Source organism: Gemmobacter lanyuensis, from assembly GCF_014652355.1.
Taxonomy (GTDB): Bacteria; Pseudomonadota; Alphaproteobacteria; order Rhodobacterales; family Rhodobacteraceae; genus Gemmobacter; species Gemmobacter lanyuensis.
Genome location: NZ_BMYQ01000012.1, coordinates 59,930 through 75,241 on the forward strand (window position 1 = coordinate 59,930; position 15,312 = coordinate 75,241).

The window sequence follows — 15,312 nt, forward strand, 5'->3', positions numbered from 1 at the left end:
GGTTACGCCTCATGCTTGCGGCCTGCCGGGCCGCCTCCTTTCCGATATTCCGAAGGACCGTCCGCGATGTGCGCCGACACGCCTGATACCGCCGATCTGAAATACCCCGTCTTCCTGCCCGAAACCGATTTCCCCATGCGCGCGGGCCTGCCCCAGCGCGAGCCGGGCTGGCTGGCCCGCTGGGCCGAGATCGGGATCTATGACCGCCTGCGCGACAAGGCCAAGGCCGCCCCGCGCAAGCCCTTTACCCTGCATGACGGCCCGCCCTATGCGAATGGCCATCTGCACATCGGCCATGCGCTGAACAAGATCCTCAAGGATTTCATCGTCCGCAGCCAGCAGATGCTGGGCCATGACGCGCGCTATGTGCCGGGCTGGGATTGCCACGGCCTGCCGATCGAATGGAAGATCGAAGAGCAGTATCGCGCCAAGGGCCTGAACAAGGATGACGTCGATGTCGTGGCCTTCCGTCAGGAATGCCGCAAATTCGCTGAAGGCTGGATCGATATCCAGCGCGAGGAATTCAAGCGTCTGGGTGTGACCGGCAACTGGGCCGCCCCTTACCTGACGATGGATTACCACGCCGAGGCGGTGATTGCCGACGAGTTCATGAAGTTCCTCATGAATGGCGCGCTCTATCAGGGGTCGAAGCCTGTCATGTGGTCGCCGGTCGAAAAGACCGCGCTGGCCGAGGCCGAGGTCGAATATCACGATCACACCAGCCACATGATCTGGGTCCGGTTCAAGCCGCAGGGCGGCGCGCTGGATGGTGCATCCGTCGTGATCTGGACGACCACGCCCTGGACCATCCCGCAGAACCGCGCCGTGGCCTATAACCCGGCGATTGCCTATGGCGCCTATCGCGTCGATGCCGTGGCCGACAACTCGACCGCGCAGGTGGGCGAGGTTCTGGTGCTGGCCGACAAGCTGGCCGAAGGGGTGATGGGGTCCGCCAAGGTCGCGGGCTTCACCCGTGTGGCCGACATGCCCACCAGCGCCTTTGAGGGTGTCATTCTTGCCCACCCCTATGCGGGGATCGAGGGCGGCGCGGGCGAATGGGATTATGCCGTGCCGATGCTGCCGGGCGACCATGTGACCGATGATGCGGGCACGGGCTTTGTGCATACCGCGCCCAGCCACGGGGATGATGACTATCAGGTCGGCCTCAAGTTCGGCCTGCCGATGACCTATAATGTCGAGGCGGATGGGTCCTACCGCACCGATCTGCCGCTGTTCGGCGGTCAGGCCATCATCAACCCCGATGGCAAGGAAGGCCCGGCCAATGTGTCGAACATCAAGGCGCTGCATGGCGCCGGGGCGCTGTTCGCCAAGGGCAAGCTCAAGCATTCCTACCCGCACAGCTGGCGGTCCAAAGCGCCGCTGATCTATCGCAACACGCCCCAGTGGTTCGCGGCGATCGACAAGGCGCTGGACGATGGCATGGGCACTTATGGCGACACCATTCGCCAGCGTGCGTTGAATTCGATCAACCAGCTGGTGCAATGGACCCCCGTCACCGGGCGCAACCGACTGCATTCGATGATCGAGGCCAGGCCCGACTGGGTGCTGTCGCGTCAGCGCGCCTGGGGTGTGCCGCTGACCTGCTTTACCAAAAAGGGTGCCCGGCCCACCGACGCGGACTTCCTGCTGCGGAACCCCGAGGTCAATGCCCGCATCATCGCCGCTTTCGAGGCTGAGGGCGCGGATGTCTGGTATGTGCAAGGATTCAAGGAAAAGGTCCTTCAGGGCATCGTCGATCCGTCGGAATATGAACAGGTCTTTGACGTGCTGGATGTGTGGTTCGACAGCGGATCGACCCATGCCTTCGTGCTGCGCGACCGCGAAGACGGCACCGAGGACGGTCTGGCCGACCTTTATCTGGAAGGCACCGACCAGCACCGCGGCTGGTTCCATTCCTCGATGCTGCAGGCCTGCGGCACCAAGGGCCGTGCGCCCTATCGCGGGGTGCTGACCCACGGCTTCACGCTCGATGAAAAGGGCATGAAGATGTCCAAATCGCTGGGCAATACCGTGGCGCCGGAACAGGTGATCAAGGAATATGGCGCCGATATCCTGCGGCTTTGGGTGGCGACGTCTGACTATACCGTGGACCTGCGCATCGGGAAGGAAATCCTGAAAGGCGTGGCCGACAGCTACCGCCGTCTGCGCAACACCATGCGCTATATCCTCGGTAATCTTGCGGGCTTCACCGAGGCCGAGCGCGTGGACGCCAAGGACATGCCCGAGCTGGAGCGCTGGGTGCTGCACCGTCTGGCCGAACTCGATGCCGAGGTCCGCAAAGGCTATGCCGCCTATGATTTCCAGGGCGTGTTCCAGAAGCTTTTCACCTTCTGCACCGTTGACCTGTCCTCGGTCTATTTCGACATTCGCAAGGATGTTCTCTATTGCGACGCGCCCGATGCCCTGCGCCGCCGCGCCGCGCGCACGGTTCTGGACATTCTGTTCCACCGTCTGACCAGCTGGCTGGCGCCGATCCTCGTCTTCACGATGGAAGAGGTCTGGCTCTGCCGCTTCCCCGAGGATGGATCGTCGATCCATCTGCAGGACATGCCCAAAACCCCTGCCGAGTGGCTGGATGAGGCGCTGGCCGCGAAATGGGCGCAGATCCGTCAGGTCCGCCGCGCGGTGACGGCGGCGCTGGAGGTGCAGCGCACGGCCAAGGTCATTGGTGCCAGCCTTGAGGCCGCACCCGTGGTGCATGTGGAAGATGCCGAAGTGCTGGCCGCGCTGAAATCGGTGGATTTCGCGCAGGTCTGCATCACCTCGGCCATTCAGGTGACCGCCGACCCCGCCCCGAATGAAGCCTTCCGCCTGCCGGAAGTGCCAGGCGTGGCTGTGGTCTTCGAAACGGCCGAGGGCGAGAAATGCGCCCGCTGCTGGCAGATCCTGCCGGATGTGGGCACGCATAAGCACAGTCAGACCTGCGCCCGTTGCGATGAGGCGCTGGGATAAGCCAGCCACGGGCCGCCCCATTGGGCGGCCCGTTTTCTTTGGTGCCTGTTTTTGCTGGCCGGTGGCCCGGTTTTTTGGCAGCCTGCTGCCATTCATACCGGAGATTCCATGCGCGCCGCCCTGTTTCCGTTGATCCTTCTGGCAACCCCCGCCATCGCAGACCCGGCCGATGAGGCCGCGACCGCCGCATTCGTGGCCACATACCGCGATGCCTGCTTTTCCGCCTTTGACGAACAGGGCCAGCTGATCGAACCGCCCACCCGCCATGAGGCGCAATCCACGACCTCTTATGACGGATCGAAAACACCGATTACGCTGTGGGAGTTTTCCTGCATGATGGGGGCCTATAACCTGTCCTCGGTCGTCTATGCCCGCTCTGACCTTACCGGGCTGGTGCCGATGACCTTTGCGACGCCCGATCTGACCATCATCACCGAAGATCCGGCCGATCCGGAAAGCGCGGTGAAAGAGGTGAAGATTGCCGGGTGGAGCGCCTCGCCCTTCGTGACCAACGCGAGTTTCGATCCCCTGACGGGCGAGATGTCGGAGTACAGCAAATGGCGCGGCATCGGCGATGCCAGCAGCGCCTCGGTCTGGCGCCTGGTGGATGAAAAGTTTCGCCTGATCCGGCATGAGGTGGACGCCACATATGATGGTGAACTAAACCCGCAGACGCTGGTCCAATTTGACTGAGGCGACGCTGCACAGCCCCTTCGGCCCCCTTTCCCTGCGGGAAGCTGAGGGGCGGCTGGTCGCGCTGGTCTGGGGGCCGGGGCCGGGGGCGCCTTCAGCACTTCAAGTCGAAGGTTTGCGGCAGTTGCAGGCCTATTTCGACCGCCGTTTGACGCGCTTTGACCTGCCGCTGGACATGGGGCAGGGGTTTCAGGGCCGGGTGCGGCAGGCCATGGCGGCGATCCCCTATGGCGAGACGCGGACCTATGGCGCGCTGGCCCGCGATCTGGGCGCCCCCGCGCAGGCGGTGGGGCAGGCCTGTGGCGCGAATCCGCTGCCCATCCTTGTGCCTTGTCATCGTGTGTTGGGGCAAAAGGGTCTTGGCGGCTTTTCCGCCCCCGGGGGCGTGGAAAGCAAGGTCGCGCTTCTGCGGCTGGAAGGTGCGGCCGGTTTGCTGATCTGATCCGCCAGCGGCATCGCGTGTCGGGAACCGCCTTGCAGCCCGGGCCACAGCGCCCTAACCCTAAGGCGATCAAGGAGGCGCTGGTGAGCATCTGGGTTCTGTTCGCGGTACTGGCCGCCGCCTTCCTGCACGCGCTGTGGAATGCGCTGATCAAAGTCGGCACCTCAAAGCTGGGGGCGATGGTCATTCTTTCGGTCGCGGAGATCCCCATCGGGCTGATGATCGCCCTGCCGCGCCCGTCGATGGACCCGGCGGCCTGGCCTTGGGTGCTGGCTGCGGGTTGCACGCATTTCTTCTACAAGACCTTTCTCACCTTCGCCTATGAAAAGGGTGATCTGAGCCGGGTCTACCCGATCGCGCGGGGGGCGGCCCCGCTGGTGGTTGCTGTGGTGGGCGCGCTGTTCCTGAATGATGTGATCACCGGGCCGCAATATGCGGGCATCGGAGTGCTGGCGCTTGGCATTGCGCTGATGGCGCGCGGGGTCTTTACCGATGGCGAGAGCCGCCGCCTGCTGCCTTTTGCCTTGGGGTCTGCGGCCGCAACGGCAACCTATACGCTGCTTGACGGGCTGGGCGCGCGGGTGTCCGGCGATGCGATCACCTATGTCGCCTGGGTCTTTGTGGCCGATGGGCTGATCTTTACGCTGGGCAGCCTGCTGCTGCGCGGCACGGCCGTCTTTCCGCGCGCGCCGCGGGCTTGGGCCGTGGGGACTTTCGCCTCGCTCGCCTCATACGGCGCCTATGCGATTTCCATCTGGGCGATGACAGTGGCGCCGATTGCGGTGGTGGCGGCGCTGCGCGAAACCTCGATCCTGTTTGCGGTGCTGATCGGTTGGCTGATGTTTGGCGAACGGATGACGCGCGACAAGGCGATTGCCGCGCTGATGATCGTGGCGGGGGTGATCGTTACCCGGCTTTAATCAAAAAGCCCGGCCTGCTGCGTGGGGGATTTCGGCGGCTCCAGCCCGATATGCCGCCAGGCCTTGGCCGCCAGCATCCGCCCGCGCGGGGTGCGCTGGATCAGCCCCTGTTGCAGCAGATAAGGCTCGATCACCTCTTCGATGGCATCGCGGCTTTCCGACAGCGCAGCGGCGATGGTTTCCACCCCCACCGGCCCGCCGCCGTAGTTTTCGGCCAGCAGCAGCATGTAGCGCCGGTCTGCCCCATCCAGACCCAGATTATCGACCCCCATCCGCGTCAGCGCCCGGTCTGCAATGGCCCGCGTCAGACGGCCATCACCTTCGACCGTGACGAAATCGACCACCCGGCGCAGCAGGCGCCCGGCAATCCGCGGCGTGCCACGGGCGCGGCGCGCAATCTCGCGCGTGCCGTCGGGCAGGGGTTCGATCCCCAGCAGGCGGGCGCCGCGGGTGACGATATGGTCCAGCTCATCCTCGGTGTAGAATTGCAGGCGGGTCGGAATCCCGAACCGGTCGCGCAGCGGCGTGGTCAGCAGGCCAAGGCGGGTGGTGGCGCCGACCAGCGTGAAGGGCTGAAGATCAATTCGCACCGTGCGCGCCGCCGGGCCTTCGCCGATCACCAGATCCAGCGCGAAATCCTCCATCGCGGGATAAAGCACCTCTTCCACCACGGGGGAGAGGCGATGAATCTCGTCGATGAACAGTACGTCGCGGGGTTCGAGATTGGTGAGGATCGCCGCCAGATCGCCGGGCTTGGCCAGCACCGGGCCCGAGGTCATCCGGAACCCCACGCCCAATTCCCGCGCCATGATCTGCGCCAGCGTCGTCTTCCCCAGACCGGGGGGGCCATGGAACAGCGTGTGATCCATCGCCTCGCCCCGCATCCGCGCGCTTTCGATGAAGATCCGTAGGTTGGCGCGGGCCTCGGCCTGACCCACGAAATCATCCAGCACCTGCGGGCGAAGCGCGCGGTCGGCATCTTCAGGCAGGCGTTCGGGGCGGAGCGTGGGGTCGGACTGGGTCATGCCGGAACAATCCCCGAACACGGCGGATTTGGCAAGGGGCAGGGTGGTCAGGCCCAGGGTCCGCCGCGCCGCCCCGTGCGGGGGATTGACGATCGCCGCACCCCGGCCTCGGCCAACTGCATCAGCGCGGCAACGCGGTTTTCCGTGGCGGGATGGGTGGAAAACAGTGCATCCCGCGCCCCGCCATGCAGCGGGTTGATGATGAAAAGATGTGCGAGCGCGGGGTTCGCTTCGGCCTGCCGGTTGTCGATGCCGCGGGCGATCTGGTCGATCTTCCGCAAGGCCGAGGCCAGCGCCATCGGATCGCCCGCAATTTCCGCACCGATGCGGTCGGCCTCATATTCCCGGCCGCGCGAAATCGCCATTTGCACCAGCGCCGCGGCCAGGGGGGCAAAGATCATCACCAACAGCGACCCGAGGATGCCGCCCCCTTCACGGTTGCGGCCGCCGAAGAACATGGCGAAATTCGCCAGCATCGACACAGCCCCCGCCATGGTGGCGGTGATGGTCATGATCAGCGTGTCACGGTTGCGGATATGGGCGAGCTCATGCGCCATGACACCCGCAACCTCTTCGGACGTCAGGCGGCGTAACAGGCCCGTGGTTGCCGCCACGGCGGCGCGGTCGGGACTGCGGCCGGTGGCAAAGGCATTGGGTTGGTCGCTGTCGATGATATAGACCTGCGGCCGGGGCAGCCCTGCGCGATCCGCAAGGCGATGCACCATCCGTACATAGTCCGGCGCGCTGCCTTCGGTCACCAGACGCGCCCCGGTCATGGACAGGACGGCCCGGTCGCTGTTCCAGAAGGCGAGAAGGTTCATGCCTGCGGCAAGGATCAGCGCGACCACCGCACCATTGCCGCCCCCCACCAGCGCGCCCGCGCCGATGAAGACCGCCGTCAGCGCGGCCATGAGCATGAAGGTCTTGATGTAACCGGACATGGGTCACCTCCTGCCTGTCGATATTGGCAGGGCCGCGGTCAAGTGCAAGAGAGCCGCGGATCAGCCTTTCGGCATCAAAAGCTTCAGCGCCCGGCGGATCAGATCGGCGGTTTCGGCCTCGGGCGCCTCACCCGATACGGTCGCCACGGCCTGTGCGGCATCGGCCTGCCCATAGCCAAGGTTCAGCAGCGCCGACAATGCATCGGCGCTATGGGCAGCGCGGGCGACCACAGGTTTGGGCGGGGCTTTGCCGGCCTTGCCGGTGGGTTTGGCGGGCGCGTCAGAGGTTTCGACCAGCGCCTCGGTCAACAGGCTGCCGCCTTGGGCCATGATCGCCGGGGCCTTGGATTTCAGCTCCAGCACCACGCGCTGCGCGATTTTCGGGCCGATGCCGGGGGCGGCTTGAATGGCGCGGGCATCGCCCAGCGTAATGGCGCGGCCGGTGCCTTCCGCCCCGAGCGTGCCCAAAATTGCCATGGCGGCCTTGGCGCCCACGCCCTGCACCGTGGTCAGCAGGCGGTGCCATTCCTTTTCCAGCATGGTGGGAAAGCCGAAAAGCTGCAGCAGATCTTCACGCACCACGAGTTCGGTATAAAGCGCGCAGGCCTCACCCACGCCGGGAAGGGCGGCCAGCGTGCGGTCACTGACATAGACGATATAGCCCACGCCCTGCACATCGATCAGCACATGGTCCGCCCCGCGCCAATCCACCCGCCCCGAAATCTTGCCGATCATCCCGCAGCCCTCCGCAAGGCTTCCTCCAGCCGTCCGCTCGACTGGCAGTGATGCGCGTGACAGATGGCGACGGCAAGGGCGTCGGCGGCATCGGGGCCGGCAATCTTCACCCCCGGCAGATGCAGGCGCACCATATGATCGATCTGCACCTTGGCGGCATGGCCCACGCCCACCACCGTCTTCTTCACCGCATTGGGGGCGTATTCGCCAACGGTCAGGCCAAACTGCGCCGGCACCAGCAGCGCGATTCCCCGCGCCTGGCCAAGCTTCAGCGTCGCCACCGCATCCTTGTTCACGAAGGTATGTTCCACGGCGGCGGTGCCGGGTTGATATTGGCGCAAAACCTCGGTCAGCTGGCTGTGCAGACTGTACAGGCGCTGCGCCAGATCACCGTCCCCCTCGCCGGGGGTGGAATGGCAGATGCCATTGGCGACATGCGTCAGGCGCGCGCCTTGGACATCAATGATTCCCCAGCCGAGATTGCGTAACCCCGGATCGATTCCCAGTACCCGCAAGCCCGGCCCCCGTATGTTCTCGTTTCGTGCGAATGTAGCACGAAAGAGGAACATCCGCCAATCGCCAAATCACGCTCTGGAAGCGACCTCTATACCGCCGAAGGCGACGCGCTGCGCTGCGGCATGGCGAATAATGTGTAAAACAAGTGAAAATCCATGGTCGGAGCCATGCACTTTCTGCAACTGCGGCATGCTCATGCGTCTGTTGTTGTTATATCTCCGCCCCATTATTTACCCCCTCGAAGGCAAGACAGCCTTCGGAATGAGCAGTTTTGAAACGAGGATCACGCCATGGCCGCTTATGAGACGACCCGTACCGCGCCGCTTGGCGCCATCACCACCTACCGCTTCGTTCAGTTCGTGAGCAACATCATCGCCGCCGTCGCCGCCTGGAACGACGCCCGCGTGACTCGTGCCGCGCTGGACAAGCTGTCCGACCGCGAGCTGACCGACATCGGTCTGTGCCGCGGCGATATCGCGCTGATCGGCACCAAGGACCGCATCTGACCCGTTTGGAGGGCAGGCCACCGCCTGCCTGATCCGAGACGAAGGCCGCACCCGCAGGGGAGGCGGCCTTTTTGGTTTTCAGGGGAGAGGGTTTGCCGCGGCGGTCAGTGCAGCAGCGCACCCAGCTGGCGCGAGAGCCAGAGCGTCACCGGATCTGCCTGCATGATGATCCCGCCCAGACGTTCAATCCCGGAAGAAGCCTGCATCTGATCCACGCGTTGGCGATAAAGCGCATCGCCCACCTCTTGATGCATCGCCGCCTTCACCGCAAAGAAACAGGCAATGACAACGAAAAGCGGCCCGATAATACGGGGTGTGCGTCGTGTCGGGCGGTAGTAATGGGACCTGCCCAAGGTCCCCTCCGCCTCAAATCCGAAACCTTGGGCGCGCGCTTTTTCAATGCGCGCGACCCTTTCGTAAAAATCCGTCAGATCCTGATCGGCCATACCACAATACCTTTAAGATACGGCCCCACCCGTAATCCTTATGCGGCATAATTGTGGCGGGATTTGGGCAAGCTGCCGTTATTGCGGCCTGCGGAACACCAGGGTGGACCATTCGCCGATGTCTTCCCGCGCCTCGAGCGTGAAGCCCTCGGCCAGATAGGCGGCGGTCACCGCTTCGGCCTGTACGACCAGCAGACCCGAAAGGATGATGATCCCGCCCGGCGCGGCATGCGCGGCCATCGACGGCGCAAGCTCGATCAGCGGGCCTTTCAGGATATTCGCGAAGACGAGGTCGAAAGGCGCCGCAGCAGCCAGCGTCGGGTGGTCAAAGCCCGCGGCCTCCAGACATTCCAACCGGCCGTCCAGCCCGTTGATGGCGACATTGGCCTCGGCCACGTCCACCGCCACGCGGTCAATGTCGGACGCGATCACACGCGCCTCGGGCAGCACGGCGGCGGCAGCCAGCGCCAGAACGGCGGTGCCGCAGCCCACGTCGGCCACCTTGGCCGGGCGGAAGCCCGCATCAAACAGCCGGTCAAAGGCACGCAGGCAGCCCAGCGTCGTCCCGTGATGCCCCGTGCCGAATGCCACCGTCGCCTCGATCTGCAGGGCCACGCGGCCTTCCGGCACCTTGTCGGCGTCATGGCTGCCATAAACGAAGAAGCGCCCGGCCTCGACCGGCGCAAGCTCGCGCCGCACATGGGCCACCCAGTCGATTTCCGGCAGTTCCGACAGCGCAAAGGGTTTGGCCTCGAAGGCCAGCGCCAGAACGTCCAGAATCACCGCATTGGGCTCTTCCAGGAAATAGGCGCCCACTTCCCACAGGCCCGAGTCATCCTCGATCTCGAACACGCCCACGCCAACCGGCGCCGGGTCCATCTTCTCGACGGCATCGGCAAGCGCCTGCGCGGCATCCTCTCCCATCAGGGTCGTCAGGGCGGAATAGGTGGGCATGGCGGGGTCCTCAAGATCGGGGGCGTCATGCCGCGATAGCCCCATGCCCGGCCGGGGTCAATAGAGGCGCGCGGGGCAGGGGGGCGGGCCAAAGGCGCCGGGGCCGGGCGGCGGCGCGGGTGGGCGGGTGCCAGATGCGCCATCGCCCGCGCGCCGCCTTCTTGCCCTCAGCTGCTCACGCCGAGGCCGATAGGGCAGCTCACCCCGGTGCCGCGCAGCCCGCAATAGCCGTCGGGGTTCTTCGCCAGATATTGCTGGTGGTAATCCTCGGCGAAATAGAAGGTCGGGGCGGGCAGGATTTCGGTGGTGATCTGTCCACGACCCGCGCGCGTCAGCGCCGCCTGGAATGCGCTGAACGAGGCTTCGGCCGCGGCCTGCTGATCGGCATCATAGGTGTAGATCCCCGACCGATAGGTCGAACCCACATCATTGCCTTGCCGCATCCCCTGCGTCGGATCGTGGTTTTCCCAGAACAGCCGCAGCAGATCGTCATAGCTGATGCGGGCCGGATCAAAGATCACGCGCACCACCTCATTATGGCCGGTCAGCTGGGTGCAGGTTTCCTTGTAGGTCGGGTTGGGTGTATAGCCGCCCGCATAGCCCACCATGGTCAGCCAGATGCCGGGTTGCTGCCAGAAGAGCCGCTCCACCCCCCAAAAACAGCCCATGCCGAACATCGCCTCGGCCATGCCTTCCGGCACTGGCGATTTCAGCGGCAGGCCCGACAGGAAATGTGTTTCGGCCGTGGGCAGCGGCTCGGGTCGGCCGGGCAGGGCATCCTGCGGGGCGACCATCTTCATCTTGTCTGCATTGAATAGTCCGAACATGGGCCTCTCCTTCTGCCTTGGGCGGAATATAGGTGCTGTGCAGCCGCCGTCCAATCACTCTGCCGGGACAGAGGACCAACCGCCCCCACCCGAAAGCCGCGTCTCATTCCCCGGCGCGGGGTGGCGTGGCACCAGAAGCGCCAGCACGAAGGACACTGCCGCCATCCCTGCCGCCAATGCAAAGACCGACCCCGGCGCCTGCACCCAGAGATAGCCCAGACCCGCCGGAAGGAAGACTGCGGCGATGTGGTTGATGGTAAAGGCTACCGCCGCCGTGGGCGCCATATCCGCCGGATCGCCGATCTTCTGGATGTAGGTTTTCTGGGAAAAGGACATGGCGAAGAAGAGGTTGTCGATCACATAAAGCGCCGAGGCCACGCCGATGCCCCAGTCGAACCAGTAAAGCCCGCCATAGGCCAGAAAGACGAAGAACAGCCCGCCATATTCCATCAGCATGGCGGCCTGTTCCCCAAAGCGGCTGATGAAGCGGCCCAGATAGGGGGCCGCGATCATATTGGCGACAAAGTTCACCAGCATCAGGCCCGTCACCTGTTCGACGCCGAAGCCGAATTTCTCGACCATCATGAAGGCGGCGAAGACGACAAAGATCTGCCGCCGCGCCCCCGCCATGATCTGCATGGCATAGTAGAGCCAATAGCGTCGCCGCAGGACGATGGATTTGCGCTGCGGATGCGGGGCCTCGAACCGGGGGTAGGCCAGCAGGCAGAACAGCGCAATGGCCACGCAAAGCCCGCCCGACACCAGATAGACCGTACCGTAAGAGAGCCCCAGCGCCTTCCAGGTCAGCACGATGGCGGCATAGGCCAGAAGCGAGGCGCCCGAACCCACCGCCACGATCCAGCCAATGGTCTTGGGTGCGGCCTTGCGGTCGATCCACTGCAGCTGCAGCGACTGGTTCACCGTTTCATAATAATGAAACCCTATCGAAGACATAAAGGTCACGAGCATGATGCCGGTCAGGCTGGGGAAAAACGCCGTGACGGCGGTGGAAACCCCCAACAGCACCAGCATCCATCCCGCCACTGCCTGTTCGCGGAACAGCAGCAGAATCGCCAGCACCGCCACCGCCAGCAGGCCCGGCACCTCGCGCACCGTATGCAGCCAGCCGATTTCCACCCCGGTAAAGCCCGCAACCTCGATGACGAAATTGTTGAGCAGCGCAGACCAGGTGGCAAAGGCCAGCGGCATCGCCGCCGCCATCAGCAGCAGAAGTGAGACAGGCTGCCGCCAGCGCGGCAGATGGGCGGCATCGGAGAGGGGAATGGTGCGCGTTTTCATGCCAAAATGTCTAAGCCGCACCGCCCGGCCGGGCGAGCGCGATCTTGTGCCCGGCACAATTTGCAGGTCCGGTTACAGAAAGCTCTGCGGATCGATATCCACCGCGATCCGCACCGCATTGGGCGGTTTCACCTGCGACAGCCATTCCGACACGGCCGCCTGGATCGGGGCCAGCTTGTCGGCCTTGATCAGCAGCCGCACCCGGTGCCGTCCGCGCACCCGCGCGATCGGGGCGGGGGCGGGGCCGTAAAGCTGGGCGCCGATGCGGCGCAGCGGTCCGTCCAGCCGCGCAAGTTCGGCGCCGAAATCAAAAACCTGCGCCACATCCGGCCCGGAAAGGATGATCCCCGCCATGCGGCCATAGGGCGGCACCCCGGCGGCGCGGCGCTCATCCGCCTCGGCCTTCCAGAAGGCTTCCTCATCCCCGCCCAGAATCGCGCGGATCACCGGATGGTCGGGCTGGTGGCTTTGCAACAGCGCAAGCCCCCGCCGGTTGCCCGCGCGCCCTGCGCGCCCCGCCACCTGCCGCATCAGCTGAAACGTGCGTTCCGCCGCCCGCAGGTCCGATCCCTGCAGGCCCAGATCGGCGTCGATCACACCGACCAGCGTCAACAGGGGGAAGTTGTGTCCCTTGGCCACGATCTGCGTGCCGATGATGATCTCGGCCCCCCCGGCCGCGATGGATTCGATCTGTTCCTTCAGCGCCCGCGCCGATCCGAACAGATCCGAGGAAAGAATCGCCACCCGCGCCTCGGGGAAGCGTTCGGCCACCTCTTCGGCCAGACGTTCCACCCCCGGCCCCACCGGCGCCATCCGCCCCGCCACCCCGCAGGAGGGGCAGGTGTCCGGCACCGGCTTGCTCGCCCCGCATTGGTGGCAGACGAGGCGCTTGAGGAAGCGATGTTCGACCATCCGCGCGTCGCAATCATCACAGCCCACCTGATGCCCGCAGGCCCGGCAGATGGTGACGGGCGCATAGCCGCGCCGGTTGAGGAACAAAAGCGACTGCTCCCCCAGTGCCTGCCGCGCCTTTACCGCCTCGGCCAGCGGTTCCGAAATCCAGCGGTTCGCGGGCAGGCGTTCGTCGCGCATGTCAATGGCGCGCATCTCTGGCAGTTCGGCGGTGCCGAAACGGGCGCCCAGATCCAGCCGCGTATATTTGCCCTGTTCGGCATTGACCCAGCTTTCCAGACTGGGCGTGGCCGAGGCCAGCACCACCTGTGCCCCGCAGATCGCCGCGCGCAGCACAGCCATGTCGCGGGCATTGTAAAGAACGCCCTCCTCTTGCTTGTAGGAGGTATCGTGTTCCTCATCGACGACGATCAGCCCCAGATGCTGAAATGGCAGGAACAGCGCCGACCGCGCCCCCACCACCATCTGCGCCGATCCTTCGCCCAGCATGCGCCACAGGCGGCGGCGTTCGGTCTGGGTGACGCCTGAATGCCATTCGGCGGGCCGGGCGCCAAAACGGGCCTCGACCCGCGTCAGGAATTCGGCCGTCAGCGCGATTTCCGGCAGCAGGACCAGCGCCTGCCGCCCGTGGCGCAGACATTCGGCCACCGCCTCCAGATAGACCTCGGTCTTGCCGGACCCGGTGACCCCCTTCAGCAGGGTGGTGCCGTAATTGCCTTGTGCGACGGCGGCCGTCAGGGCGGCGGCGGCGGCGATCTGTTCGCCCATCAGCTGCACCTTGGCGGCCGCGGGGTTCAGATCGGGATAGGGCAGGTCGCGGGGGGCGTCTTCTTCGGCGATGACACCGGCCTTCACCAGACCCTTGACCACGGATGATGTGCAACCCGCGGCATCACAGATTTCGCCCAGCGTGACTGCCGCGCCGCCAAAGCCGCGCAGCGCCTCCAGCACCCGCAACCGGGCATCCGTCAGCTTGTTCGGCGCAGGCCCCGACAGGCGGTAGACCCGCCGCATCCCGGCGCTTTCGCCAAGCCCCGGCGCGCGCGTGGCGAGCCGCAGCATCGCGGGCAGGGGGGTCAGCGTGTAATCCGCCGCCCGTGTCAGAAAGGCGCGCAGTTCGGCCCGCATGGGGCGCGCATCCAGCACCCGCGTCACAGGCCGCAGGCGCGCCATGTCAAAGCTGCCATCCCCCGGGCCCCAGACCACGCCCACCATCCTTCGGGGGCCGAGCGGCACCTCGACAAAGTCGCCGGTGCCGCAGCCGCCTTCGGGCGCGCGATAATCCAGCGTGCCGGACAGCGACCGGCCCAGCGGTTCCGTCAGCAGCACGCCAACCCGGTCGCCCTCTGCAAAGACCCGCTCCACGCCCAATCCTTCCTTTTCCCAGCCGCCCCTTTGGGCTAATACGGCGCCGAGAGCGCCTGCAACCCCGAGAGGACTTCCCCGATGAAATTCTTCGTCGATTCCGCCGACGTGGCCGCCATTGCCGAACTGAATGATCTGGGCATGGTCGACGGCGTGACCACCAACCCGTCGATCATCCTGAAATCCGGCCGTGACATTCTTGAAGTCACGAAAGAGATCTGCTCGATCGTGTCCGGCCCCGTGTCGGCCGAGGTCGTCGCCCTGACCGCCGATGAGATGATTGCCGAAGGCCGCAAGCTGGCCGAGATTGCCCCGAACATCACCGTCAAGGTGCCGCTGACCTGGGATGGCCTAAAAACCTGTAAGGTTTTGTCGGGCGAAGGCAAGATGGTGAACGTCACCCTCTGCTTCAGCGTCAACCAGGCGCTGCTGGCCGCCAAGGCGGGCGCGACCTTCATTTCGCCCTTCATTGGCCGTCTGGACGACATCAACCTCGATGGCATGGACCTGATCTCGGACATCCGTCAGGTCTATGACAACTACGGCTTCGACACCCAGATCCTTGCGGCCTCGGTCCGCTCGGCCAACCATGTCGCGCAATGTGCGCTGGTGGGCGCCGACGTGATGACCGCCCCGCCCGCCGTCATCAAGGGGCTGGCGAGCCATGTTCTGACCGACAAAGGGCTTGAGCAGTTCATGAAGGACTGGGCCAAGACCGGGCAGAAAATCATCTGATCCGCGCGGATTTTGGCGACGGG

General features: G+C 65.1%; 15 protein-coding genes. 6 read left to right on the forward strand and 9 right to left on the reverse strand.

All coding sequences use genetic code 11. The features are described from left to right. Positions 1–66 precede the first annotated feature (66 nt). From ileS to IE101_RS15810, 4 genes are all read left to right on the forward strand, one after another. Positions 67–2,973 carry an isoleucine--tRNA ligase gene (gene ileS, locus IE101_RS15795; protein ID WP_189634809.1) on the forward strand — a complete coding sequence of 969 codons (2,907 nt, stop codon included), beginning with the start codon at positions 67–69 and terminating at the stop codon, positions 2,971–2,973. A gap of 108 nt (positions 2,974–3,081) precedes the next feature. Further along, on the forward strand, positions 3,082–3,666 hold the full coding sequence (locus IE101_RS15800; protein WP_189634810.1) for a DUF1176 domain-containing protein: 585 nt from the start codon (positions 3,082–3,084) through the stop codon (positions 3,664–3,666). Further along, positions 3,659–4,108, forward strand: coding sequence for a methylated-DNA--[protein]-cysteine S-methyltransferase (locus IE101_RS15805; RefSeq protein ID WP_189634811.1), 450 nt, complete (start codon positions 3,659–3,661; stop codon positions 4,106–4,108). The genes IE101_RS15800 and IE101_RS15805 overlap by 8 nt, the downstream gene beginning before the upstream one ends. Before the next feature lie 83 nt (positions 4,109–4,191). Continuing rightward, complete coding sequence (locus IE101_RS15810; RefSeq protein WP_189634812.1) at positions 4,192–5,028, forward strand: DMT family transporter; 837 nt, start codon at positions 4,192–4,194, stop codon at positions 5,026–5,028. Here IE101_RS15810 and ruvB read toward each other — a convergent pair. Genes ruvB through ruvC form a run of 4 tightly spaced genes read right to left on the reverse strand, consistent with a single transcriptional unit; the run spans position 5,025 to position 8,244 of the window. Beyond that, a complete protein-coding gene (gene ruvB / locus IE101_RS15815) occupies positions 5,025–6,053 on the reverse strand; it encodes a Holliday junction branch migration DNA helicase RuvB (protein WP_189634813.1) in 1,029 nt (342 codons plus the stop codon). The two genes, IE101_RS15810 and ruvB, sit on opposite strands and share 4 nt — an antisense overlap. A 47-nt stretch (positions 6,054–6,100) precedes the next feature. After that, complete coding sequence (gene htpX / locus IE101_RS15820) at positions 6,101–6,994, reverse strand: zinc metalloprotease HtpX (protein ID WP_189634814.1); 894 nt, start codon at positions 6,992–6,994, stop codon at positions 6,101–6,103. 60 nt (positions 6,995–7,054) lie between these two features. Next, the gene (gene ruvA, locus IE101_RS15825; protein WP_189634815.1) at positions 7,055–7,729 is read right to left on the reverse strand and encodes a Holliday junction branch migration protein RuvA; all 675 of its coding nucleotides are present in this window, start codon (positions 7,727–7,729) and stop codon (positions 7,055–7,057) included. Beyond that, positions 7,726–8,244: a crossover junction endodeoxyribonuclease RuvC gene (gene ruvC, locus IE101_RS15830; protein WP_189634816.1), complete on the reverse strand. Its 519-nt coding sequence runs from the start codon at positions 8,242–8,244 to the stop codon at positions 7,726–7,728. Before ruvC ends, ruvA begins: the two co-directional genes overlap by 4 nt. 291 nt (positions 8,245–8,535) lie before the next feature. Here ruvC and IE101_RS15835 point away from each other — a divergent pair, with 291 nt between their 5' ends. Then, positions 8,536–8,751, forward strand: a complete 216-nt coding sequence (locus tag IE101_RS15835) for a DUF1127 domain-containing protein (protein ID WP_189634817.1) — start codon at positions 8,536–8,538, stop codon at positions 8,749–8,751. A 104-nt stretch (positions 8,752–8,855) separates the two neighbouring features. On the opposite strand, the gene IE101_RS15840 is transcribed toward IE101_RS15835, so the two are convergent. The 5 genes from IE101_RS15840 to IE101_RS15860 all read right to left on the reverse strand — a co-directional run bounded on the left by IE101_RS15840 (position 8,856) and on the right by IE101_RS15860 (position 14,554). Then, complete coding sequence (locus IE101_RS15840) at positions 8,856–9,197, reverse strand: hypothetical protein (protein ID WP_189634818.1); 342 nt, start codon at positions 9,195–9,197, stop codon at positions 8,856–8,858. A 78-nt stretch (positions 9,198–9,275) separates the two neighbouring features. Next, entirely contained in the window at positions 9,276–10,151 is an 876-nt protein-coding gene (locus tag IE101_RS15845) for a 50S ribosomal protein L11 methyltransferase (protein ID WP_189634819.1), read from the reverse strand. Between the two features lie 167 nt (positions 10,152–10,318). Next, positions 10,319–10,978, reverse strand: coding sequence for a peptide-methionine (S)-S-oxide reductase MsrA (msrA, locus tag IE101_RS15850; RefSeq protein WP_189634820.1), 660 nt, complete (start codon positions 10,976–10,978; stop codon positions 10,319–10,321). Positions 10,979–11,032: 54 nt separating this feature from the next. After that, entirely contained in the window at positions 11,033–12,277 is a 1,245-nt protein-coding gene (locus IE101_RS15855; protein ID WP_189634821.1) for an MFS transporter, read from the reverse strand. Between the two features lie 72 nt (positions 12,278–12,349). Continuing rightward, positions 12,350–14,554 (reverse strand): primosomal protein N', encoded by a 2,205-nt coding sequence (locus IE101_RS15860; protein ID WP_189634822.1) that lies wholly within the window; start codon positions 14,552–14,554, stop codon positions 12,350–12,352. A gap of 81 nt (positions 14,555–14,635) precedes the next feature. On the opposite strand from IE101_RS15860, the gene fsa reads away from it, so the two are divergent. Further along, positions 14,636–15,289 carry a fructose-6-phosphate aldolase gene (fsa, locus tag IE101_RS15865; RefSeq protein ID WP_189634823.1) on the forward strand — a complete coding sequence of 218 codons (654 nt, stop codon included), beginning with the start codon at positions 14,636–14,638 and terminating at the stop codon, positions 15,287–15,289. The last annotated feature ends 23 nt before the right edge of the window (positions 15,290–15,312 follow it).

What these genes read in the sequence shown, in the direction of transcription:
- ruvA (WP_189634815.1), bottom strand. Translation starts at nt 7,729, where the DNA reads ATGATCGGCAAGATTTCGGGGCGGGTGGATTGGCGCGGGGCGGACCAT.
- IE101_RS15845 (WP_189634819.1), bottom strand. Translation starts at nt 10,151, where the DNA reads ATGCCCACCTATTCCGCCCTGACGACCCTGATGGGAGAGGATGCCGCG.
- IE101_RS15800 (WP_189634810.1), top strand. Translation starts at nt 3,082, where the DNA reads ATGCGCGCCGCCCTGTTTCCGTTGATCCTTCTGGCAACCCCCGCCATC.
- IE101_RS15855 (WP_189634821.1), bottom strand. Translation starts at nt 12,277, where the DNA reads ATGAAAACGCGCACCATTCCCCTCTCCGATGCCGCCCATCTGCCGCGC.
- IE101_RS15835 (WP_189634817.1), top strand. Translation starts at nt 8,536, where the DNA reads ATGGCCGCTTATGAGACGACCCGTACCGCGCCGCTTGGCGCCATCACC.
- fsa (WP_189634823.1), top strand. Translation starts at nt 14,636, where the DNA reads ATGAAATTCTTCGTCGATTCCGCCGACGTGGCCGCCATTGCCGAACTG.
- ruvB (WP_189634813.1), bottom strand. Translation starts at nt 6,053, where the DNA reads ATGACCCAGTCCGACCCCACGCTCCGCCCCGAACGCCTGCCTGAAGAT.
- msrA (WP_189634820.1), bottom strand. Translation starts at nt 10,978, where the DNA reads ATGTTCGGACTATTCAATGCAGACAAGATGAAGATGGTCGCCCCGCAG.
- htpX (WP_189634814.1), bottom strand. Translation starts at nt 6,994, where the DNA reads ATGTCCGGTTACATCAAGACCTTCATGCTCATGGCCGCGCTGACGGCG.
- IE101_RS15840 (WP_189634818.1), bottom strand. Translation starts at nt 9,197, where the DNA reads ATGGCCGATCAGGATCTGACGGATTTTTACGAAAGGGTCGCGCGCATT.
- ileS (WP_189634809.1), top strand. Translation starts at nt 67, where the DNA reads ATGTGCGCCGACACGCCTGATACCGCCGATCTGAAATACCCCGTCTTC.